Annotated in this window: 14 protein-coding genes; 9 read left to right on the forward strand and 5 right to left on the reverse strand. The window is 58.9% G+C overall.

What is annotated here, in order from left to right; translation table 11 throughout:
• Nucleotides 1-492: 492 nt before the first annotated feature.
• The 4 genes from FY152_15695 (at nucleotide 493) to FY152_15710 (ending at nucleotide 8,123) form a co-directional block, all read left to right on the forward strand.
• Nucleotides 493-1,617 carry a glycosyltransferase family 4 protein gene (locus FY152_15695; GenBank protein UXS33616.1) on the forward strand — a complete coding sequence of 375 codons (1,125 nt, stop codon included), beginning with the start codon at nucleotides 493-495 and terminating at the stop codon, nucleotides 1,615-1,617.
• Nucleotides 1,618-2,037: 420 nt separating this feature from the next.
• Nucleotides 2,038-3,234, forward strand: coding sequence for a polysaccharide export protein (locus FY152_15700; GenBank protein UXS33617.1), 1,197 nt, complete (start codon nucleotides 2,038-2,040; stop codon nucleotides 3,232-3,234).
• A 453-nt stretch (nucleotides 3,235-3,687) separates the two neighbouring features.
• Nucleotides 3,688-4,986, forward strand: coding sequence for an efflux RND transporter periplasmic adaptor subunit (locus FY152_15705; protein ID UXS33618.1), 1,299 nt, complete (start codon nucleotides 3,688-3,690; stop codon nucleotides 4,984-4,986).
• Complete coding sequence (locus FY152_15710; protein UXS33619.1) at nucleotides 4,983-8,123, forward strand: efflux RND transporter permease subunit; 3,141 nt, start codon at nucleotides 4,983-4,985, stop codon at nucleotides 8,121-8,123. Before FY152_15705 ends, FY152_15710 begins: the two co-directional genes overlap by 4 nt.
• Here FY152_15710 and FY152_15715 read toward each other — a convergent pair.
• The 5 genes from FY152_15715 to FY152_15735 form a co-directional block, all read right to left on the reverse strand.
• On the reverse strand, nucleotides 8,120-8,701 hold the full coding sequence (locus FY152_15715; protein ID UXS33620.1) for an invasion associated locus B family protein: 582 nt from the start codon (nucleotides 8,699-8,701) through the stop codon (nucleotides 8,120-8,122). The two genes, FY152_15710 and FY152_15715, sit on opposite strands and share 4 nt — an antisense overlap.
• A complete protein-coding gene (locus tag FY152_15720) occupies nucleotides 8,701-12,744 on the reverse strand; it encodes an autotransporter domain-containing protein (GenBank protein ID UXS35080.1) in 4,044 nt (1,347 codons plus the stop codon). The genes FY152_15715 and FY152_15720 overlap by 1 nt, the downstream gene beginning before the upstream one ends.
• A gap of 343 nt (nucleotides 12,745-13,087) precedes the next feature.
• Complete coding sequence (locus tag FY152_15725) at nucleotides 13,088-13,612, reverse strand: flavin reductase family protein (protein ID UXS35081.1); 525 nt, start codon at nucleotides 13,610-13,612, stop codon at nucleotides 13,088-13,090.
• The gene (locus FY152_15730) at nucleotides 13,612-14,505 is read right to left on the reverse strand and encodes an aldo/keto reductase family oxidoreductase (protein UXS33621.1); all 894 of its coding nucleotides are present in this window, start codon (nucleotides 14,503-14,505) and stop codon (nucleotides 13,612-13,614) included. Before FY152_15730 ends, FY152_15725 begins: the two co-directional genes overlap by 1 nt.
• On the reverse strand, nucleotides 14,505-15,662 hold the full coding sequence (locus FY152_15735; protein ID UXS33622.1) for an LLM class flavin-dependent oxidoreductase: 1,158 nt from the start codon (nucleotides 15,660-15,662) through the stop codon (nucleotides 14,505-14,507). Before FY152_15735 ends, FY152_15730 begins: the two co-directional genes overlap by 1 nt.
• A 100-nt stretch (nucleotides 15,663-15,762) precedes the next feature.
• Here FY152_15735 and FY152_15740 point away from each other — a divergent pair, with 100 nt between their 5' ends.
• The 5 genes from FY152_15740 to FY152_15760 all read left to right on the forward strand — a co-directional run bounded on the left by FY152_15740 (nucleotide 15,763) and on the right by FY152_15760 (nucleotide 21,120).
• Entirely contained in the window at nucleotides 15,763-16,467 is a 705-nt protein-coding gene (locus FY152_15740) for a GntR family transcriptional regulator (GenBank protein ID UXS33623.1), read from the forward strand.
• A gap of 334 nt (nucleotides 16,468-16,801) precedes the next feature.
• Nucleotides 16,802-17,878 (forward strand): sn-glycerol-3-phosphate ABC transporter ATP-binding protein UgpC, encoded by a 1,077-nt coding sequence (gene ugpC, locus FY152_15745; GenBank protein ID UXS33624.1) that lies wholly within the window; start codon nucleotides 16,802-16,804, stop codon nucleotides 17,876-17,878.
• A 52-nt stretch (nucleotides 17,879-17,930) separates the two neighbouring features.
• The gene (locus FY152_15750) at nucleotides 17,931-19,181 is read left to right on the forward strand and encodes an ABC transporter substrate-binding protein (protein UXS33625.1); all 1,251 of its coding nucleotides are present in this window, start codon (nucleotides 17,931-17,933) and stop codon (nucleotides 19,179-19,181) included.
• Between the two features lie 168 nt (nucleotides 19,182-19,349).
• The gene (locus FY152_15755; GenBank protein ID UXS35082.1) at nucleotides 19,350-20,261 is read left to right on the forward strand and encodes a sugar ABC transporter permease; all 912 of its coding nucleotides are present in this window, start codon (nucleotides 19,350-19,352) and stop codon (nucleotides 20,259-20,261) included.
• A gap of 4 nt (nucleotides 20,262-20,265) precedes the next feature.
• Nucleotides 20,266-21,120, forward strand: coding sequence for a carbohydrate ABC transporter permease (locus FY152_15760; GenBank protein ID UXS33626.1), 855 nt, complete (start codon nucleotides 20,266-20,268; stop codon nucleotides 21,118-21,120).
• Nucleotides 21,121-21,126: the final 6 nt, after the last annotated feature.

The raw sequence follows: 21,126 nt of genomic DNA on the forward strand, positions 1-21,126 counted from the left end.
AAGCTCCCAGCTCTTAGTTCCAACCTTATGTGTTCCATTATTATGTTATATGCATCTTTATAACAGAATATCTCGATAAGACGCCTTGTCAATGACCTTGCCGCGAGATGGCTGGATTCATTGATTTGGCAAAATAGGAGAGAGATTTGGGGGGAGATGAGAACGGAAGACTTGAAGCGCAGGCTTCAGCCAGAACCGAGTGAAAACGAGCCAACCAGGGCAGACATGGATTCGGCCGGCATCTGAGACTCGCAGATGGAGACCGGGTTTTAAGAAGGTTGGATATTTCGCATTTGCGAACAAAGTGCTATTGAGGTTCTGACCAAGACCAGATTACGACACGCACAACTTCGCATTTCTATTAATCGTTACCTTATTTGCCCCCACCAGCCGTGTTTTTAAAGGCTGCCGACAGACTGATATTCCAGGCCGCCGGGCTTTATTCCAGGGCGGATTATAAATTTTTATTACGTTGAAATTATTGAGGAAATTATGAAGACGGCAATCGTGCATGACTGGCTCACCGACAGAGGTGGGGCCGAAAAAGTGCTTCACAACCTTCTTGAAATTTATCCTCACGCGGATCTCTATTGCCTCGTCGATTTCATGAGCGAGCGCGACCGAGGTTTCCTCGGCGGGCGACCGGTCAACACGTCCTTCATTCAGAAGATGCCCTTCGCGCGAAAAAAATACCGTTCCTATCTGCCGCTCATGCCGCTCGCCATCGAGCAATTCGATCTCAGCAGCTACGATCTGGTGATTTCCTCAAGCTATGCTGTCGCCAAGGGCGTCATCACCGGCCCCGGCCAGTTTCATGTGTCCTATATTCACAGTCCGATCCGTTACGCCTGGGATCTCCAGCACCAGTATCTCAAAGAAACCAAGCTCACTCGCGGGTTTGCCTCCTGGATCGCGCGCGCCATTCTCCATTATATCCGCATGTGGGACATCCGCACCTCTCACGGCGTCGACCTGATGACGGTCAATTCCAAATTCATCCGCAGCCGCGTGCGCAAATGTTACGGGCGTGATTCCACCGTGATCTACCCGCCGGTGGACACATCACATCTGTCGCCCTCCGAATGGAAAGGCGACTATTTCGTAACCGCATCACGGCTCGTGCCCTACAAGAAAGTGCACCTGATCGTCGAAGCCTTTGCGAAAATGCCCGACAAACGACTGGTCGTCATTGGCGATGGACCGGACATGAAACGCATCCGTGAAATCGCCACGCCCAACGTCGAAATCCTCGGCTTTGTCGGAAATGAAGAGCTTCATAAATATATGGCGGAGGCCAAGGCTTTCGTCTTCGCCGCAGAAGACGATTTCGGCATCGTGCCGGTCGAATCTCAGGCGCTCGGCACACCGGTCATCGCCTATGGCAAAGGCGGCGTACTGGAAACCGTCATCCCCCTCGGCGCTTCAAACCAGCCGACCGGCCTCTATTTCGGCGAACAGACCCCGGAAGCGATCTGCGCCGCCGTCCAGGAATTCGTCGATAATTCCGACCGTTTCGACAAGAACGCCTGCATTGACAATGCCGCCCGTTTTTCCCGCGAACGCTTCCTGCGGGAATTCGCCGATACCGTGAATTTCGCGCTGGCGGAGCGGGCCTAAGGAGAATCGCGCACGAGAAAATATCATTTTAAAACAATATATTAGATAATCCATCATATCAGTCACAAAAGAAACCCTGCAAGCGTGACAAAACTGCACTAGCGCAATGCAACAATCGAAGAGAATATGGCCGCGACTGAATATTGAAGAGCAGCAATACTGACAGCATTCGGGCACGCGAATATTGCGAATGGCGCGGGTTTCTCCGGCGCAGTTACGCGTTGAATGAACTTGAAGCATCGCCTGAAATTGGGCATATGCCTGATACGAGCGTTAATATTGCGGAATGCGATTCTGCTGAACGACTATATTGCCGATTAGGGTTTCCTTTGTCGGTGTTTTTATGAAGTGCCCATATTAAAAAATTATACGATGTCCGGCCCATCTGCTTTTTCGGACGAAATTCATTTTGAGGACCAAATGCGTTTATTGAATGTTTCGATTCTGCTTGCCTCTGCTGCACTGGCGGGCTGCACGGTCACTGCGGCATCAGGGCCGGATGCGGCGACAATCGAATCCAACGCTTCCGTAAAGTTCAGTACCAAGGACAAGAAGAAGACTGCAGGCGTTGACTACGCGCTCATCGATATAAACAGTTCCGTTCTCAACTATGTTGGCGACACCACCAGCAGCACGCTGCTCGGCAGCTTCGGCGGCGGCAAGGGTGGTGTTCCGGCTTTGCCGATGGGTGTTGGCGACGTGGTGCAGGTCGCGATCTTCGAAAGCCAGGCGGGTGGCCTCTTCATCCCCGCCGACGCAGGCAGCCGTCCCGGCAACTATATCAGCCTGCCGAACCAGACGGTGGACCGGGAAGGCAATATCAGCGTTCCCTATGCCGGCAAGATCCGCGCGACCGGTCGCAATGTCGAGGACGTTCAGAGCGAAATCGAAGAACGGCTGGCCAACCGCGCCATCGAGCCGCAGGTCCTCATCACCAAGATTTCCAGCCGCTCCGCGCAGGCTTCCGTGCTTGGCGACGTCAAGGAGCCAACGAAGGTCCAGCTTTCGGAAGCGGGTGATCGCGTTCTCGACGTCATCTCCTATGCCAAGGGTCTGAGCGCCCCGAATATCGAATCCTACGTCACCCTGATCCGCCGCGGAAAGACCGCGCGTGTCAATTACAACCACCTCGTCAGCACGCCCACCGAAAACATCTATGTGGTTCCGGGCGACACCATCATGGTGGAGCGTGAGCGCCGCACCTATCTGGCCTTCGGCGCTTCCGGTCTCAATGGACGTTTCGAGTTCGAGGATGCGGATCTGAAGCTGTCGGATGCACTCGGCAAGGCCGGCGGATTGCTGGATTCCCGTGCGGATCCCGCTCAGGTGTATATCTATCGTATCGTCAAGCGCGATCTTCTCGTAAAGCTCGGTATCGACACCTCGAAGTTCCCGGGCCAGGAAATTCCGGTCATCTTCCGTGCCAACCTGCGCGATCCCTCAACTTTCTTCGCCAGCACGAAGTTCCCGATGCAGGATCGCGATATCATCTATGTCACGAATTCGCAGGCTACCGAGCTTTACAAGTTCCTGGATCTCGTCGGTTCCGTTCCCGCGACGACTGGCAATGTCGCCGAGGACGTGCTCGCGACGCGCAACGCCATACGGGCCTTCTAACCCTCGGTATCTCACCCATCACATCAAAGCCGCCCCGGAAACGTGGCGGCTTTTTCTTTGGACGGAACCACAAGCTGCCAGCGAACCCGGCCCGCTTTAGACGCGGCCGCATGTCGGGCATGGGCTTGAGACTTGGTCTGCGGTTCAGATGGATACCACGCAGCCGGTTTTCTTCCAGCGCTCCGTCGCGACCAAAATCGATGCAGCTTTCGATATCGAGACCGGGGACGCAGACCGTTAGCGGCCATACGCTGAACCCGGCGGCCAGCCTGTGCGGAAAGTCGCCATCTGCTTTGCATCGCAAGGCGATAGGCCAGCGAACGTTGTCGCCGCCATTACAAAAGTTTAAGGTGATTTCGCAGCGCATTGGGTGTCTTGTGGGGGAAAGCTGCTCCCAAGGCTTGCCGCACATGTTCGGTAAACATGTATCGCTCTCATAAGCGGAATCGTCAGATGAAACGTTTCTGGATCGCCCTCAGCGTCCTTGCCATCGCAGCCGTCGGCGCGTGGTATTTCAAGGACCGCCTGCCGCTCGACCAAATTCCCTATCTTAAACAATTTGCCAGCGTTTCACCGCAGACGCAGACCGAAACGGCCAAAGTGCACGGCGGAACAGCGGCACAGACCTCACAAAACGGCCAGCCTGCGCCGCAGCAAGGGCAAAGGCAGGGCGGCGGACGGCGCAATGGCGGACCGCCCACCGTCAGCACCATCGCCGTCAGCAAGGCAACGCTGCCGATGGACGCAACGGCGACGGGCTGGGCGGTTGCGGCCGACATCACCAATATTGCACCGCTTCAGGCGGGCCTCGTCACGGAAATCTCGGCCAAGGACGGCCAGCATATCAAGGCAGGCGATCTTATCCTCAAGATGGATGACCGCATCGCCCGTGCAGCCGTTGACAAGGACAAGGCCAATATCGCCGCCGATCAGGCAACGCTGGAGCAGACGGAAGCCGCTTTCCAACGCGCCGCCAATCTCGTCAAGCAGAGCGCTGAGTCCCAGCAGGTCCTAGATCAGGCAAGGGCGGCACGGGATAGTGCCAGCGCCAAGATCGACGCGGACCGCGCAACGCTCGCTTCCGATCAGGTGACGCTCGAACATATGGAAATTCGCGCCCCCTTCGATGGGCGGCTGGGCGATATCAGCGTCAGCCCCGGCGCCTATCTCAGCGCCGGAGTCAATATCGTCACGATCACGAAATATGATCCGATCTCGGTCAGTTTCCGGCTGTCCCAGCGCTACCTGCCGCAATTGCGGGAAGGTATCCAGAAGGACACGCTGGTGGATGTCGATCCAGCAGCGACGGGCGGCGAGGCCATGCAAGGCATGCTGCGCTTTTATGACAATATCGTGGACCAGACATCCGGCACCGTCCTTGCCAAAGCGGAATTCAAAAACGATCGCGGTCTTCTATGGCCCGGCCAGTCCGTCAATGTGACTGCCCACTTCGTCTCGGACGATGAGATGATCGTTGTGCCGACGGTTGCCGTCCGGCCAGGGCCGAAGGGCAGCTTCGTCTATACCGTCGATGACAACCACCGGGTTCATATGACACCCGTGGAAATTGCCCGCTCGAACGGCGATCTCACCGCCATTGCAAGCGGTCTCACCGGCGGCGAACACGTGATCGTCGAAGGCCAGTCCGAACTGACTGACGGTCAGCAGATCGTGGAGCAATTTTCCGAGAAGGGCGGCGCGGCCGGTAATCTGGCCGCCAATGTCACGCCGGAAAAGGTTGGCACCCCATGATCGCGAATTTCTGCATCAACCGGCCCGTCGCAACCACCCTCCTCGCAATCGGCCTTGTGCTGGCCGGGCTTGCGGGTTTCAGCCTGCTGCCCGTCGCCGCGCTGCCGAAGGTCGATTTTCCCACGATCAGCGTGTCCTCGTCCCTGTCGGGCGCCTCACCGCAAACCATGGCAACCTCGGTCACAACGCCGCTGGTGAAGCAGTTTGAGACCATTCCGGGCGTCAGCGAAATCAGCGCCACCAACACGCTCGGCAACAGCTCGATCGTGCTGCAATTCGATCTCAACCGCGATATCGACGCCGCGGCCGCCGACGTTCAGGCCGCAATTTCACGCGCGCAGCGGCAATTGCCGAGCAATATGACAACGACGCCGAGCTATCGCAAGACCAACCCCGCCGATGCGCCGGTGTTGCTGCTTGCCGTCAACAGCAAGGAAATGCCGACCAGCAAGGTGGACGAAATCGCCGAGAATATCATCTCGCCGCTTCTTTCCACCATTTCTGGCGTCGCGCAGGTCAGCATCTATGGCGCACAGACCTATGCGGTGCGCATCGGCCTCGATCCCGCCCAGCTTCAGGCAAGGGGGCTCGGGGTCGATACCGTCACCACCGCCATCGCGCAGGCGAACAACCAGGTCCCGGTCGGCGCATTGCAAAATGACAATCAGCGCCTGACGATCGAGGCGGATACCCAGCGCACCGATGCGGCCGCCTTCCGCTCGCTGGTCGTGTCCACAAATAACGGCGCACCCATCCACCTCGGCGATATCGCCAATGTCACCGACAGTATTGACAACACCAATGCCGGCAGCTGGTTCGATGGCCAGCAGGCCATCGTTCTTGCCGTACAACGTCAGCCGGACGCCAACACCGTGGATGTGGTGGATGCCATCAGGGCCAAGCTGCCGGCGCTTCACCAGCAATTGCCGCCCTCGGTCAATATCAACGTCATGAACGACGCATCGACCGCCATCAAGGACGCGATCTCCGACGTGCAGTTCACGCTGTTTCTCACGATCGGGCTGGTGGTTGCGGTCATCTATCTTTTCACCGGCCACCTGACGGCAACCATTATTCCGGGTCTTGCCGTGCCGCTGTCGCTCATCACGGCTTTCGGCGCGATGTATGTTCTGGGCTATAGCATCGACAATATCTCACTGCTCGGATTGACCCTGTCGGTGGGGCTTGTGGTGGACGATGCGATCGTCATGCTGGAAAACATCCTTCGCCTGCACGAAAAAGGCCTGACAATGCGGGAGGCGGCGCTTCAGGGCGCGGCGGAAGTCAGCAATACCATTCTGTCCATGTCCGTTTCGCTGGTGGCTGTTTTCATTCCCATTCTGTTGATGGGCGGGGTTATCGGCAGGCTCTTCAACGAATTCGGCATGGTCGTCACGCTCGCGATCATGGCGTCTGCACTCGTGTCGCTGACAGTCACACCGATGCTTGCCTCGCGCCTTTCCGGCCAGTCCTCCAGACCTCCGGCCATCATCCGCTGGTTCGACGCCGGTTTCGAGCGCACGCTTCGTGGTTATGGCAAGGCCGTTGGCTGGTGCCTCTCACACCGCCGCGTGGTTCTCGCCTCGTTTCTGGCTTCCATCGCCGCCTCGCTCTATTTGTTCGAAACGCTGCCCTCCAGCTTCTTCCCGCAGGAGGATATTGGCCGCCTTTCCGTATCGACGCAGGCGCGCGAGGATATTTCATACACGGCCATGCGCGATCTTCAGGCGCAGGTCGCCGACCAGATCCGCAAGAACCCGGCTGTGGTGCATGTTACCTCCATCGTCGGCGGCAATTCCCGTAATCCGCTGAACAACGGCTCGATGTTTGTTGAACTAAAGCCCAAAGAAGAACGCGCGCCGCTGAGCCAGGTGCTGAGTGAACTGGGGCAGGCCACATCGAAAGTGGCGGGCATCCGCACCTATATCAATCCGCAGCAGAGCCTGCGTTTCGGCGGGCGCAGCTCCGCCAGCCAGTACCAGCTTGTCGTTCAGGGCCTGAATGCCGATACCACCAATGAATGGTCAAACAAGCTGATGGAGGCGATGCGCCGGGACCGGACATTCACCTCCGTCACCTCCGATGCCCAGAACGGTGCGATCGCCGCGACAATCTCGGTCGATCCGGAAAAAGCAGCAGCCTTCGGTATCACCAACGATCAATTGCGCAAGACGCTGGAAATGTCCTTCGGTGGTTATACGGCAGCGCAGATCCAGTCGACCGGCGACAGTTATGACGTGATCGTTGAATTCGACAGTTCGAAACAGTGGAATGACGATTTCCTGAGCGATATCAACATTCTTTCCGCCAAAACCGGCGTACTGGTTCCACTTTCAAACTTCGCCGCCCTCACCCGTACACAGGCGCCAGTCACCATCAACCAGACGGGCCAGCTCGTCTCCACAACGATCTCCTTCAACCTGCCGGATGGCGTGGCGCTTTCCGATGCGACGGGCCGGATCAACGAAATCAAAAGCACGATAGGCCTGCCACAGGACGTGTTCACCAGCTATGGCGGCACGGCGGCGATCTTCCAGCAGAGCCAGGGCAACACCGGCATCCTCATTCTGGCGGCAGTGCTGACCATCTATGTGGTTCTGGGCGTGCTTTATGAAAGCTTCATCCATCCGCTGACCATCCTGTCCGGTCTGCCGGCGGCGGCCTTCGGCGCACTGGTGGCGCTGAAGGTCATGGGCATGGATTTCTCGATCATTGCGCTTATCGGCCTGTTGATGCTGATCGGCATCGTCAAGAAAAACGCCATCATGATGATCGACGTGGCGGTGGAGTTGATCCGCGAACAGGCAGAGCCGCCCGCCCGCGCCATTCACGAAGCCTGCGTACGCCGGTTCAGGCCGATCATGATGACGACATTCTGCGCTCTGCTCGGCGCCCTGCCCATCGCGCTTGGCTCGGGCGCAAGCTCCGAACTGCGCCAGCCGCTCGGCGTCGCAGTCGTCGGCGGGCTCATCGTCTCACAATTGCTGACGCTATTCATCACGCCTGTCATCTTCGTGGAAATGGACCGGTTCGGCAGCTTCCTCACCGGGCTGTTCTCCCGCAAAAAAAAGGCTGGAAAACATGCCGAACCACAAAAGCCGGAAAGCACGGACGAACCTGACTCCGTCGCGGCCTAACGCAGGCTTTCGAGGCGCTTCAGCGCCTCGGAAAAACCGCCCGACTGCAGCTGGAACGAGACAGTTCGGCCTTGCAGGTCGGGCGCCTCTATTGTCAGGCTCTTGCCTTCCTTCAGCGCCGAGACAAGCTCGATGAAGGGCGTAAAAGAAACGATGCAGCCCACCGGCAGGCAGGTGCTGACCTGCACTTCCTGCAGGCGCACATTGCCGGATTTCACTGAAAACAGCTTTGTGACGGCGAGGCCGAAGGGCAGAACCATGGTTCCGGAAAGCTTGTCCGGCGTCCCGGCATCGTCAAACCGAAATTCGACGGAGACGACGAGCTTGCGCGTGTTCTCCTCAAGCTGAACCTGCGCGATGGCACAGGGCGGCTTTACCTCCGTCGCCGCGGGCGTCTCTGCGGCGGTATCGCTCTTTGGAGCAGGTGCAGCGCAAGCAAGCTGCCAGCTTCCGTGAACCTCCCGCAAAGGCGCCGCCGTCTTCTCCGTCTCCTGCGCGCGCGCTGCGCCCGCCACCGCGGCAGCGACAAGGAGAATGGCGAAAGCCGATTTCCAGAGCCGGTTGTGACTGTGCTTCATCAGAAACGGACCCCTAGTTCAGCAAAAGCGGATTGATCCAGCACACCGCCCCCGAAAACCGCGCCATAGCGGAATGTCAAAGTGGCAGAAGGAGCAAGATCGTAGCTCAATCCCGGACCGAGCAACGCCACATCGCGTGCCGTTGCGGCACTTGCGACGGAAAATGCGCCGCCGCCTTCATAAAACAAAGCACTCTCCACTGTTGGATCACCATAGGCGTGACGCCAGCCCATATCGAAGGTCGCACGGCCTGGCATAGACTCAAGAGAAATATCACGGCTGATGCGCACACCCAGCGTCGAATAGAGCTGATCGTGACTGGCCGAACCGGAAGAAACGGCTGCAATGCCGCCCTTTTCATTGAAGGCGTCCGTGTGTGTCTTCACGTAGCTAACATTGGCATAGGGTTCTATGCGGGTGAGGTCGAAATCGAAACGCCAGGCGGCTTCGGCAAAGACCTGCGTGGTGGAGGCGTCGTAGCCGGCAGTGAGTTCGTCCTTCAACGTCGAAAGGGAAATTTTCCGGCGGGTTTCTATATCCTGAAAGGCGTGGATTGCACCAAGGCGCAGGGATGCCGGACCGATCGAGCCGCCCGCATAGGCCGCCGCATAATAGCTATCCACATCCGCCTTCGCGGCCAGCGCGACCTGGCTGACAGCGTCGCGACCGTAACCGGCGGCAAGACCCATGCGCCATCCATTGCCCCAGTCGCCTTCAAGACCGAAAAGAATGCCCCCGCCCCTGGTATCGACCGATGAACCATTGCCACCGGTCTCGCCGCGCGCGCCAAAACCACTGGACCAGAAAGTGATGGTATCCTCGTCGATGTTAAGCGGCTCCCTTCCGCCCGAAGCTCCGGCAACGGGCAGGACGGAGCCCGCATCGACACTCTCGAACGCGCTGCGCAGCCTGTTGAGAATAACGTCACGGGTCAGCTGGCTGCGGTTTATCAGCGCCATGGCGAGCGACGGGTGATTTTCACCGGAAAGCTGCGAGAAGGCAGTTTGGGTTTCGCCGGACTGGAGAAACAGCGCCGCCCGATAAAGCGGCGATGCTTCCCCCGGCGCTTCGACGGCATTGGCAGCCACACGCGCATTCTCCGTCGAAGTTTCGGCGGCAAAAAACCCGGCCGCCGGGGATGCCCGGGTGAAGGAGAGATAGGCGGTGTTGCTATCGGTGCTTTTCGTAACGAGGGCGGTCAAATAAGCGAAATTCTCGCTTATGCCGGAAAATGTGCCGGTGACCCCGCCCGTCGCCGCCAGGATCGTATATCGGGTGTCGAGACTATAGGCGCCGCCGCTTCCAAGCGGGGTGACGACGAGGGCCACATTGCTATCGATGGTAAGCGTGCCGTTCACCATAAGCCTGTCGGAATTGCCTGAAGCATCGATTTCGACCGCGTAGGTCGAGCCGCTGGCAAAGACCGCATCGCCGATGGAGGTGAGCGTGCCGATGGAATTGCCGGGCGAAAGCGTGCCGCCGGAACCGACGGTCAGGCCGCCAATGGTGCCGGAACCGCCGAGCGCCGCGCCGCTGCCCACGGAAACAGTGCTGGTGAGCGAGCCGTTAACGCTGAGCTTGCCGGACGAAACCGTGGTAATGCCGGTATAGGTGCTGTTGCCGCTGAGGATCAGATTGCCATCGCCTGCCTTTTCAAAGGTGCCGGTGCCGCTGATGACATTCGAAAGCGTACCCGCTCCCTCGACAGCGAGTATCGCATTATTGACGATCTCGCCCGAACCGAAGCTTTTGGCGGTTCCTGTCAGCGCACCGCCCGAAATCGTCGTGCCACCCGAATAGCTGCTATTGCCGGCAAGGACGAGATTGCCGCTGCCAGTCTTCTCGAAGGTGCCGGTGCCGCTGATGACATTCGAAAGCGTGCCGGCCCCATCCACAACGAGTTCCGCATTATTGACAATCTCACCCGAACCAAAACCCGCGGCGGTTCCTTTCAGCGTTCCGCCTGAAATCGTCGTGCCGCCGGAGTAATTGTTGTGGCCGCTGAGGATCGTAACACCGTTTTCCGCATCGACATGACCTGCCCCTGAAATATCGGCGGACAAGATATAGGCCGTCTCGGAATGGTTGAAAACGATGCGGCCATTGCCCGCGCCGAAGAGGATTGCTTCCGCCTCCACTGTTCCGGCGGAATAGGCCGTTTGCCCGGCGGCAGCGCCGATATTCAACACACCGGTCGAGCCTGCCCTGGAAGCGATAAAGACCGTCGTTGCGGCCAGAGAGGCGCCACCCGACACTTCGACGGCACCGCTGCCGCCGTTGCCGATCGTGAGAGCATTGCCGATCTCAACGCGCGACCCCGTGCCGGTCACATACAATGTGCCGTCTGATCTCGCCTCGGTGCCCAGATAAAGCTTATAGGCGTCAAGCGAAGCGCCGTTGGATACCACCACACTGCCGGAACCGTCATAACCGATATCCATATAGCCGGAATAGGCAATATTGTTGTCGACTTGCACGCTCACATTCGAGCCAGTCCCGTCGATCGTCATCGCTCCGGAGGAGCCGGCGAGATCACCCAGAGTGACCTGCCCCGCCTGGATGCCACCGCCGGTGATCACCGAAACGTCTCCATAGGTGCCGTTCTGATAGCCGACGACCAGGGCTCTCGCCAGCGTCCAGTTCGACCCGCCGCCTGAGACGATAACGGAAGATGTCGAACCGGTGAGCCTCGCCACATATCCAGAATCGCTGGTAACAGAGCCGTCCGCCTCGATATTCAGCGATGCCTCGCCGGCACCACCCACATAGAGGTTGCCGGCATTGCGCAGGGTGCTTCCGGAACCGGAAACAGTGGCGGTGCCGCTGCTGCCAGTGTTTGCCCCAAGAACCGTATTGCTGGAATCGACGACCGCCCCGCCGGTCACGGTCAATGAGCCGGTTCCATCAATGCCCACGCCAAGGCCGCCGCTTCCGACCGTCCAGCCAGAACCGCCGCCATCTACGGTGGCTTCGCCCACAGCACCCGCCACGATGCCGAGACGGGCGGAGACGCTTTCCACTTTGCCGCCCGTAGTGACATTCAGCGTACCGTTGCCGGCGGGGCTGGCAGGGTCGGAAGCATCGCCGCCGATCAGCAATGCGCCCGTGGTCCATTTGGTGCCGCCACCCGCTATAGAGACAATACTCGCCGAATGGCGGCCGATAACGACGGTCCCGCTGGCAACAGCCGCCCCCGCGCCGATCGACATGGTTGCGGCCCCCATATTGCCGACGACCAGCGCACCTTCCGTTTCCAGCAGGGAACCGGCACCATTTATGTTTAGCGCACTTGCATCTGCTGATTCGAGATTACCGATCACCGTGTTGCCCCGGATCGTGACCGTGCCGCCGGCGGCGATTGTGAAAATCCCCTGACCACCGTTGCCGACAACCATGTCACCGGAAGCGGTCAAACTACTGTCCTGACCCTCCACAGACACAGTTCCTGTCGTGCCGACCCCGTCGGCTACGACCAAGCTGCCGGTTTCCAGACGGCTTGCACCCAGCACCTCCAAATCGCCTATGCCGCCTGTCAGAAAAGTGGCTTTGGCACCATACCCCACGAAAACCGTACCGCTATTCGCAAAGCTGGACGAATTATCCAGGAAGAAGATGCCCTGTCCCGTATCTTTCTCACCAATAAAGACATTTCCGCCGGAAACCGCAGCACTTCCGCTGAGACGGAGTTCGCCGATACCACTTTCACCCACCGACACATCGCGGGCGTTCGACCATGTCCCTCCGGAAAAATTTAACCTGCCCGAAACGCCATTCGAGAGCCCAATACTGGTGTAAACAGTCGACAGGTCGCCTTCGACCGTCATCGTGCTGCCGGCGTTGACCCCGACGACAAGCCTATAGGCTTCGGCCTCCCTGCCGTTAGGAATCCTCGGGCCGTCGCCGTCTATCATGGCTGCATCATCAGGCCCCGGTACCCGCTGATATGAGATCCAGCTTAAAGGGAAAAACCATTCATCCGTGGCAGAGCCTCCCCAGACTATGGTCTCGGCCAGGGCGGGAGGAGCGATAACGGCGGAAAACATCAGGGCGAAAAGGCGCGTCGATCCTCTCCGAAAACGACCGAACAAGACGTCTGCGCCCGAGCCGATCTTCTGCGGTTTGCACCGGTCGCGGCGGAAACAATCGGGCATCCAATCTCCCATACCGGCGCCTCGTTCCGCCTTCTCTCAATCCGGCGAATCGTTTTGACAATCAACTTAATTAGCCCACTTTTAAAGATGATCGTCAGTATAAATAGATAAAACCGTATTTTTTCCGGCGCAAAAAAGATAAAACGGAGTGCGAAAGGCGCACTCCGTAATAAAAATTAGATATTTCTGTAAAATAAAATTCTTAATCAGCAGGCGGCAGCCCGCTGACATTGACCTATTGCCTCGAAAACCGTCCGAAGGCTCCGCCCGAAAAGCACAGGGGATCTCCGTCGCGATGGGCTGCGCGCAGCACTTCGCCAACGATGATGGTGTGGTCACCCGCATCATGGGCGGCAGCCTGCCGGCATTCGAAACGGGCGAGCGTGCCGGGAATGACCGGAACACCCTCGTCATTCATCTCCCAGTCCAGGTCATCAAACGCGCGGCCGTTCCGCGTAAACCGGGCACTCAGCACATCCTGATCCGCGCTCAGCACGTGGATGGCGAAATGGGTTGCACCGCTGAAGGCCGGATATCGCGATGAATTCTTGGCGGGCGACCACAATACCAGCGGCGGATCGAGCGACACCGAGGCGAAGCTGTTGACCGTCATGCCGATCGGCCCTTCCGGCGTCGTTGCCGTCACCACCGTAACACCGGTGGTGAAAGCGCCAAGCGCATTGCGAAAGCTGCGGCTGTTTTCGCCGCCGGGAACAAAAACATGCTCATTGGGCATTTTGATCGCCTCTGCGATTGTCATCACGGCACCTCGCTTCCGATTGCAAGTGTGTAAAGTTCAAACCATGTCTGGCGGTCGATCGTGACGCTGAGGGCGTCAGCCGCCGTCTTAATGCGCTGAATATTGTTGGTGCCAAGCACCGGCACGATCTTTGCCGGATGCCGCAGCAGCCAGGCGATTGCCACGGCCGTCGCATCGACGCCCTGTTCCTTGCCGATGCGCTGCAGGGCAGCCATGGTGGCTCCATGAGCGCCGGAGAACAGCGAGCCGCCGCCAAGCGGCGACCATGCCATCGGCGAAACGCGCTTTTCCTGCAGAAAGGCGAGATCACCATTGGTGAAGCTATCCGTGGCGAGAAGGCTCATTTCGATCTGGTTCGTGACGAGCCTGCTGCTCATGGCCGATTGCAACAGGGAGAAATCCCACGGGCGGAAGTTGGACACGCCAACGGCCTTGACCTTGCCTGCCGCCACCAGCGCGTCGAGCGCCCTGCCTGTTTCCTCCGCATCGATCAGCGGATCGGGGCGGTGAATAAGAAGGAGATCAACGTGGTCCGTTCCCATATCGTGAAGCGATGCCTCGACGGAGGCGTTGATGTGACCAGCCGTCGTGTCATAGTGCTTGACGCGGGCGGCAGAGTGACGGCCTGCTGGCGCGACGATGCCACATTTCGTGACAATCTCGATCTTGTCGCGCAGACCCGGCGCTGCCTTCAGGCCCGCACCCAGAATGGCCTCTGCCGTGTATCCGCCGTAAATGTCGGCCTGATCCATGGTGGTAATGCCCTGTGCGAGGCAGGCTTCGATCTTTGCCTGCACATGGGCGGGCGAGGTGTCCGTGTCATCGCCGATGCGCCACATGCCATAGACGATGCGGCTGAGTTCCAGGTTTTCAGAAAGAGCGATACGTTCCATCAGTGACGTTCCCCATTGCCGAGCGGCGTGGCAGGTGTTTCAGAAGGCACCCGGCCGTAAGCATGCGGCAGGGAGCAGGTTTTCATCTGCGGCAGAACCTTGGTGCCGAAGTGCTCCGCCTCATCCAGATGCGGATAACCGGAAAGAATGAAGGCACGAATGCCCATCTTCTGGTACTCCTCCAGCGCCGAAAGAACCCTGTCGGTCGAACCGACCAGCGCAGCACCACAGCCCGAACGCGCCCGGCCGATGCCGGTCCACAGATTGGGCTCGACATAACCGAACTTGTCGGCGAGTTCGCGGGCACGCGCCTGATGCGACACGCCGAGCGAGCCGCTGTCATGCGCGCGGTTGCGGATCAGTTGCCCATATTCGTCATCGAGCTTCGAAACAAGATGCTCGGCATATTCTCGCGCTTCCTTTTCGGTATCGCGCACCACCATATGCACACGCAGACCGTAATCCAGCGTTCGGCCATGGGCGGCGGCGCGTTCATTGGCGGCGCGCATGCGCTCGGCCAATTGATCCCTGGTCTCCGGCCACATCAGATAGACGTCGCATTGCGCGCCACAAAGCTCCAGCGCATCCGGCGAATAGCCGCCGAAATAAAGCAGCGGCCCGCCATTCTGCTGGTAAGGCCGCGCCGGCTCGGTCGATACACCCTTGAACTGGTAGATCTCGCCGTCATGGTCGATGGTGTCGCGCGTCCAGGCCTGACGCAGGATCTCAACGACCTCGTGGCTGCGCTTGTAACGAAACGCACTATCGGCCACTTCTCCGGGAAAATCGGAGCTGATGACGTTGAGCGTCAGGCGGCCCTTCAGCATGTGATCGAGCGTCGCCACCGTGCGCGCCAGCATGATCGGCTGCATCTCGCCGCAGCGGATCGCCGCGAGGAAATTGATGCGGTCACTGATCGGCGCACAGCCTGCAACGAAGCTCAGCGTATCCTGCCCGACCTGATAGGAAGAGGGGCAGAGGATGTTGCGAAAACCGAGTTCTTCGGCCTTTTTGACGATATCGGAGCAATGGTCGAAACTGGAACGCAGGCTACCATCAGGCACGCCGAGATAGGCGTAATCATCGGAGCACAAAGCGGAAAACCAGGAGACCTCGGCAGCATCGAGATCAGCGGATGTAACGGGTACGACGGTCATGCAATTCCTCCTCAGGGCCGCTCTCGTTTTTCTTGCATAACATCAAGAAATATGTAAATCAATGATGTATCAATTTTTGTTTCGGGGAGGAAATAGCATCATGAAACACACTGGCGGCAGCCTGCCCATGTATCTGCAGATCGCCGAAATGCTGGTGCGCGAGGTGGCGGCGGGCCGGCTGATCGACGGCGAAAAGCTGGCGCCGGAGCGGGATATGGCAGCTGAGCTCGGAATTGCCGTTGGCACGCTTCGCAAATCACTTGCGGAATTGCAGGAGCGCGGCCTGCTGGAGCGCGTGCAGGGTTCGGGCAATTACATCCGTGCCGTCAGCGACCCGCAAAGCGTCTACGCCTTCTTCCGCCTTGAGATGATCGAGGGCGGCGGCCTGCCGACGGCGGAGGTTCTGGATGTGGCGCGGCTTGCCAAACCTGCCAACCTGCCCGCTTTCGGCACATCGGCTGAAGGACATCGCATTCGCCGCCTGCGGCGTATTGCCGGAAAACCGGCGGCCATCGAGGAAATCTGGCTGGACGGCTCCTATGTCGACACGATCGCCATCGAGAACATGTCGGAATCCCTTTATCTTTATTACCGTACCCGCCTCAACCTCTGGATATCGAAGGCGGAAGACCGCATCGATCTGGGTGAAGTGCCCGAATGGACCCCCGAGGTCTTCGGCCAGAAACCCGGCGCGCCGGTGCCGCGGGTGCTCCGCCTCAGCCAGGCGCAGGATGGCGCTGTGGCCGAAGTCTCATGGACCTGGTTCGACCATACGGTCGCCCGATATGTTTCGCGTATACGTTGAGATCGACCAGATTTCGCGTGATCCACATGGATGGACGAATTTGACCGGAGGCAAGGAAGCGACGACCTGCGCAACCGGGGATTTCGCGGTTATATTTCTTTGAATCAAAGACTTAATAGTTTTTGATTTCTGTCAGAAATAAAATTGATACACTATTGATTTCCTTTTTGTGAAAGGTAATATCACGAAACTAGGGAGACAGGCGTGAGCCATCCCACGGTATCGCCGGACAATCGGGATAGATTTTCGAAGATGCGATGCGTGGAACTTGAAGGTTGGTGCCGGCTTTTGCGTCCATCCAAATTCTGGACGTGCCGGTCGTGAGGAGGAAAATATGGCTTCGGTCAGCCTGCGCAAGCTGGATAAGAGTTACGGTGCCCTGCGCATCGTCAAGGGCATAGACCTTGAAATCAACGACGGCGAATTCGTGGTGTTCGTCGGCCCTTCCGGCTGCGGCAAATCCACGACGCTGCGCATGGTCGCCGGGCTTGAGAGTATTACCGGCGGCGAAGTGCGGATCGGTGACCGCGTCGTCAACCGGCTGCCGCCGCGTGAGCGTGACATCGCCATGGTGTTTCAGGACTATGCGCTTTATCCGCACAAGACCGTGCGTGAAAACATGGGCTTCAGCCTGAAGGTGCGCGGCGTGAGCGCCTCGCAGGCCAATGCCAGCATCGATGAGGCGGCACGGATGCTCGGCATCGAACACCTTCTCGACCGCCGGCCCGGTCAGCTTTCCGGCGGCCAGCGCCAGCGTGTGGCCATGGGCCGCGCCATCGTCCGACGCCCGCAGGTGTTTTTGTTCGACGAGCCGCTTTCCAACCTCGACGCTAAACTCCGCGGACAGGTGCGCACGGAAATCAAGCGGCTGCACCAGCAGCTCGGCACGACAATCATCTATGTCACCCATGATCAGGTGGAGGCCATGACGCTGGCCGACCGCATCGTCATCCTGCGTGGTGGCGATATCGAGCAAGTCGGCACGCCGGACGAGGTCTATAACCGTCCGGAAAGCGTCTTTGTCGGCGGTTTCGTCGGTGCACCCGCCATGAATTTCGCCCGCGCAAAGGTAAGTGGCGACCGGCTGACATTTTCCGACGGCAATTCCCTGCCGATGGCGGCCATCCGGCCAGCCCGCGAAACGGGCCTCGAAGGGCGCGAAGTCATTGTCGGCATTCGCCCGGAACATTTCGGCCCCGCCGAGGGCTTCGATACGCAGCTTGCGGTCAAGGTACAGGTGGTGGAACCGCTGGGTTCCGATACGCTCGTCCATTTCAGCCTCGGCGATGCGGCGCTGACCGCAAGAATGCCGCCGCAATTGCGACCCGCACCGAATGAGGAGCTGAAGATCGGTCTCGATCCGTCCAAGGTCCATCTTTTCGACGCTGCGACGGAACGCTCTATCCACTGATTGCCGAGCGAAGAAACGCTGCGGCCAACAGGTTTAATAACGGGAGGAACACATGACATTTAAAACCATCAGGGGCAAAGCCCTCATGGGTGCCGCGCTCTGCGCAACCATGCTCGCCTTTTCGGGACAGGCCTTTGCCGATGCCGAACTGAAGATATTCGTTTCCAGCCAGCACCAGCCGGATGTGTGGCGCAAGGCGCTCGATCAATATGAGGCGAAGACGCCGGGCGTTAAGGTCGTGATCGAGACCGGCGGCAACACCTCGGAAATGCAGGCGCAATATCTCAATACGGTGATGTCGGCCAAGGATTCCAGCCTCGATGTGCTGATGCTCGACGTCATCCGCCCCGCGCAATTCGCCACCGCCGGCTGGACCAGCGATTTCTCCGGCAAGGACATGTCCGCCTATCTGCCTACCTATGCCGAAGCCAACACCGTGGATGGCAAGATCGTGGCGTTGCCCGCCTTCGCCGACTCCATGTTCCTTTATTACCGCAAGGACCTGCTGGACAAATACGGCATTCAGCCGCCAACCACCTGGGACGAGCTGAAGGAAGCGTCCAAGAAGGTGATGGAGGGTGAAAAGAACCCCGAGCTTCAGGGCCTGTCCTTCCAGGGCAAGGCGATCGAAGGCGCGGTCTGCACCTTCCTCTTACCCTATTGGAGCGAAGGCAAGTCGCTGGTCGAAAACGGCAAGCTGAATTTCGACAATCAGGCGGCCGTGGATTCGCTGAAGCTCTGGAAGAGCTTTGTCGATGAAGGCATTTCCAAGAAGAACATTTCCGAAGTCGCGACCGACGATACCCGCAAGGAATTCCAGGCCGGCAAGGTTCTCTTCGCCGTCAACTGGTCCTACGCCTGGACGCATTTCCAGGGCAAGGAATCGCAGGTGAACGACAAGGTCGGCGTCGCCCGCCTGCCGGCCGTCAAGGGCGGCGAGCAGACAACCTGCCTCGGCGGCTGGGAATTCGGCGTTTCCGCCTATTCCAAACAGCAGGATGAAGCCAAGAAGCTGGTGGAATATCTCTCCGGTCAGGATGTGTCGAAGTTCATGGCCATCAACGCCACGCTGCTGCCGACCTATGCCGCGCTTTACAAGGATGCCGACGTGACCAAGGCAATCCCCTGGTTCGCCGATGCCCTGCCCGTGGTTGAAACCGCCAAGGCCCGTCCCGTGACGCCGCGTTACAACGAGGTCAGCGAGACGATCCGCACCACCGTCAACGGTGTTCTTGCCGGCGTCATGACGCCGGAGGACGGCGCAAAGCAGATGGAAAGCCGTCTGCGGCGCGTGTTGCGCTAAGCTTCAAGGCCGGAAAGCGGCGTGGTTTCATGCCCTTTCCGGCTGCTTCGACGGACAGGAATAAACGCGCCCGGGCGGTGCGATAACGGGCCGGAACCGGTCCGATCGGGAGACGATGACGTGAATCCAGTTGCGGGAGTGGCAGGTGTGACAATGCCGGAAAGAACCATGGTCCGGGTGGACGAAAAGCAGCTGCCACGCTGGACGCGGTGGCTCGATCTCGGTGACCGGTCGCTTGCCGTGCTTCTGCTGGCGCCTGCAGCCATTCTTCTGTCGCTGATCATCGTCTATCCGGTGGCGCGGCTCGTTTACACCTCGTTTTTCAGCCTGTCGCTGACATCGGGCCTGCCGGCGGAATTCATCGGCTTTGAAAACTACACGGCGATGCTCGATGACCCGATTTTCTGGGAAACAACCTGGAATACGGTGCTGATAACGCTGATTACCGTGCCGGGCGCTCTGTTCATGGGTCTCGGGCTGGCGCTCCTCGCCAACCTGCCCTTTTCCATGCAGTGGCCGATGCGCCTGTCGCTGCTCATCCCCTGGGCGCTGCCGCTCTCTTTTGCCGGCCTGATCTTTGCGTGGTTCTTCCATTACGAGTATGGCGTGGTCAATGATGTGCTGAACCGGCTGGGCTTTGAAGGCGTCATCTGGTTCAACTCCCCCAACTGGGCGTTTGCGGCCATCTGCCTGACGATCATCTGGAAGACATCCTCTTTCATGGCGCTGATGATCCTCGCCGGCCTGCAGACCATTCCGCGTTCGCTCTACGAGGCGGCGGATGTGGATGGCGCCGGCAAAATCCGGCAGTTCTTCGAAATCACCCTGCCGCTTTTGAAGCCCTCAATTGTCGTCGCGCTCATCTTCCGCACGATCACGGCGCTGCAGACCTTTGATATTCCTTACATGATGACCGGCGGCGGCCCCGGCACATCCACCACGACGCTTGCCATGTATATCCACCAGAACACCGTTTCCTTCCTCGATCTTGGTTACGGTTCAGCGCTCGCGGTCATGATGTTTGCGCTCTCCATGTGCGTTACCGCCGTTTATCTCCGCATCATCAGGACGAAGGACTGATCCCATGAGCACCGCTGCAAATTCCGGTCTGTCCTCCTTTTTTTCCGGTAAACCGCTGCGCTTCATCGCGGCCTCCATCCTTCTGATCAACGGCCTGTTTCCGGCAATCTGGATCCTCTTCACCTCGCTGAAGACCGAAGCGGAACTGACGGCGAAGCCGATCACCTGGTTTCCGCATGCGCCGACGCTGGCCAATTACATGCAGGCCTTTTCCGACCAGCCGCTGCACCTCTTCCTGTTCAACAGCTTCATGGTTGCGCTGCTTTCGACCGCGCTCACCATCCTGATTTCAGTACTGGCCGCTTACGCGCTGGCGCGGCTGAACCTCAAATACCGGGCACTGATCCTCTCGCTCATCATCGCCGTCTCCACCTTCCCGCTGGTGACGCTTCTGGTGCCGCTGTTCGAAATCATGCGGGCGCTGAACCTGCTCAACAGCTGGACGGCGCTTATCCTGCCTTACACTGTGCTTTCGCTACCGGTCTGCACCTTGATGCTGGTCTCCTTCTTCGAAAGCATCCCGCGCGATCTCGAAAACGCCGCCATGATCGATGGCTGCACCCGCATCGGCGCGCTGTTCAAGGTGGTCGTGCCGCTCTGCGCGCCGGGCGTTTTCACCGCCGGTATTCTCGCCTTCGTGAATGCCTGGGATGAATTCTTGCTGGCGCTTTCCTTCAATTCCAATCCGGCCCTCCGTACGCTCCCCGTCGGCATCCAGCTTTATCAGGGTGAATTCGCCTTTCCCTGGCCGGTCATTTCGGCGGCGCTGGTGGTTGGCATCGTGCCGGTCGCGATCCTGATCGTCATCTTTCAGGAACGGGTCGTCTCCGGCCTCACCGCCGGTGGTCTCAAGGGCTAAACAGGT

This window comes from Agrobacterium tumefaciens (genome assembly GCA_025560025.1).
Lineage (GTDB): Bacteria > Pseudomonadota > Alphaproteobacteria > Rhizobiales > Rhizobiaceae > Agrobacterium.

Bases quoted from the DNA above. Each gene is read 5' to 3' on its own strand.
- FY152_15725 (UXS35081.1), bottom strand. From the start codon at position 13,612: ATGACAATCGCAGAGGCGATCAAAATGCCCAATGAGCATGTTTTTGTT.
- FY152_15720 (UXS35080.1), bottom strand. From the start codon at position 12,744: ATGTTTTCCGCCGTTATCGCTCCTCCCGCCCTGGCCGAGACCATAGTC.
- FY152_15760 (UXS33626.1), top strand. From the start codon at position 20,266: ATGAGCACCGCTGCAAATTCCGGTCTGTCCTCCTTTTTTTCCGGTAAA.
- FY152_15715 (UXS33620.1), bottom strand. From the start codon at position 8,701: ATGAAGCACAGTCACAACCGGCTCTGGAAATCGGCTTTCGCCATTCTC.
- FY152_15705 (UXS33618.1), top strand. From the start codon at position 3,688: ATGAAACGTTTCTGGATCGCCCTCAGCGTCCTTGCCATCGCAGCCGTC.
- FY152_15710 (UXS33619.1), top strand. From the start codon at position 4,983: ATGATCGCGAATTTCTGCATCAACCGGCCCGTCGCAACCACCCTCCTC.
- FY152_15755 (UXS35082.1), top strand. From the start codon at position 19,350: ATGGTCCGGGTGGACGAAAAGCAGCTGCCACGCTGGACGCGGTGGCTC.
- FY152_15735 (UXS33622.1), bottom strand. From the start codon at position 15,662: ATGACCGTCGTACCCGTTACATCCGCTGATCTCGATGCTGCCGAGGTC.
- FY152_15740 (UXS33623.1), top strand. From the start codon at position 15,763: ATGAAACACACTGGCGGCAGCCTGCCCATGTATCTGCAGATCGCCGAA.
- FY152_15695 (UXS33616.1), top strand. From the start codon at position 493: ATGAAGACGGCAATCGTGCATGACTGGCTCACCGACAGAGGTGGGGCC.
- ugpC (UXS33624.1), top strand. From the start codon at position 16,802: ATGGCTTCGGTCAGCCTGCGCAAGCTGGATAAGAGTTACGGTGCCCTG.
- FY152_15730 (UXS33621.1), bottom strand. From the start codon at position 14,505: ATGGAACGTATCGCTCTTTCTGAAAACCTGGAACTCAGCCGCATCGTC.
- FY152_15750 (UXS33625.1), top strand. From the start codon at position 17,931: ATGACATTTAAAACCATCAGGGGCAAAGCCCTCATGGGTGCCGCGCTC.
- FY152_15700 (UXS33617.1), top strand. From the start codon at position 2,038: ATGCGTTTATTGAATGTTTCGATTCTGCTTGCCTCTGCTGCACTGGCG.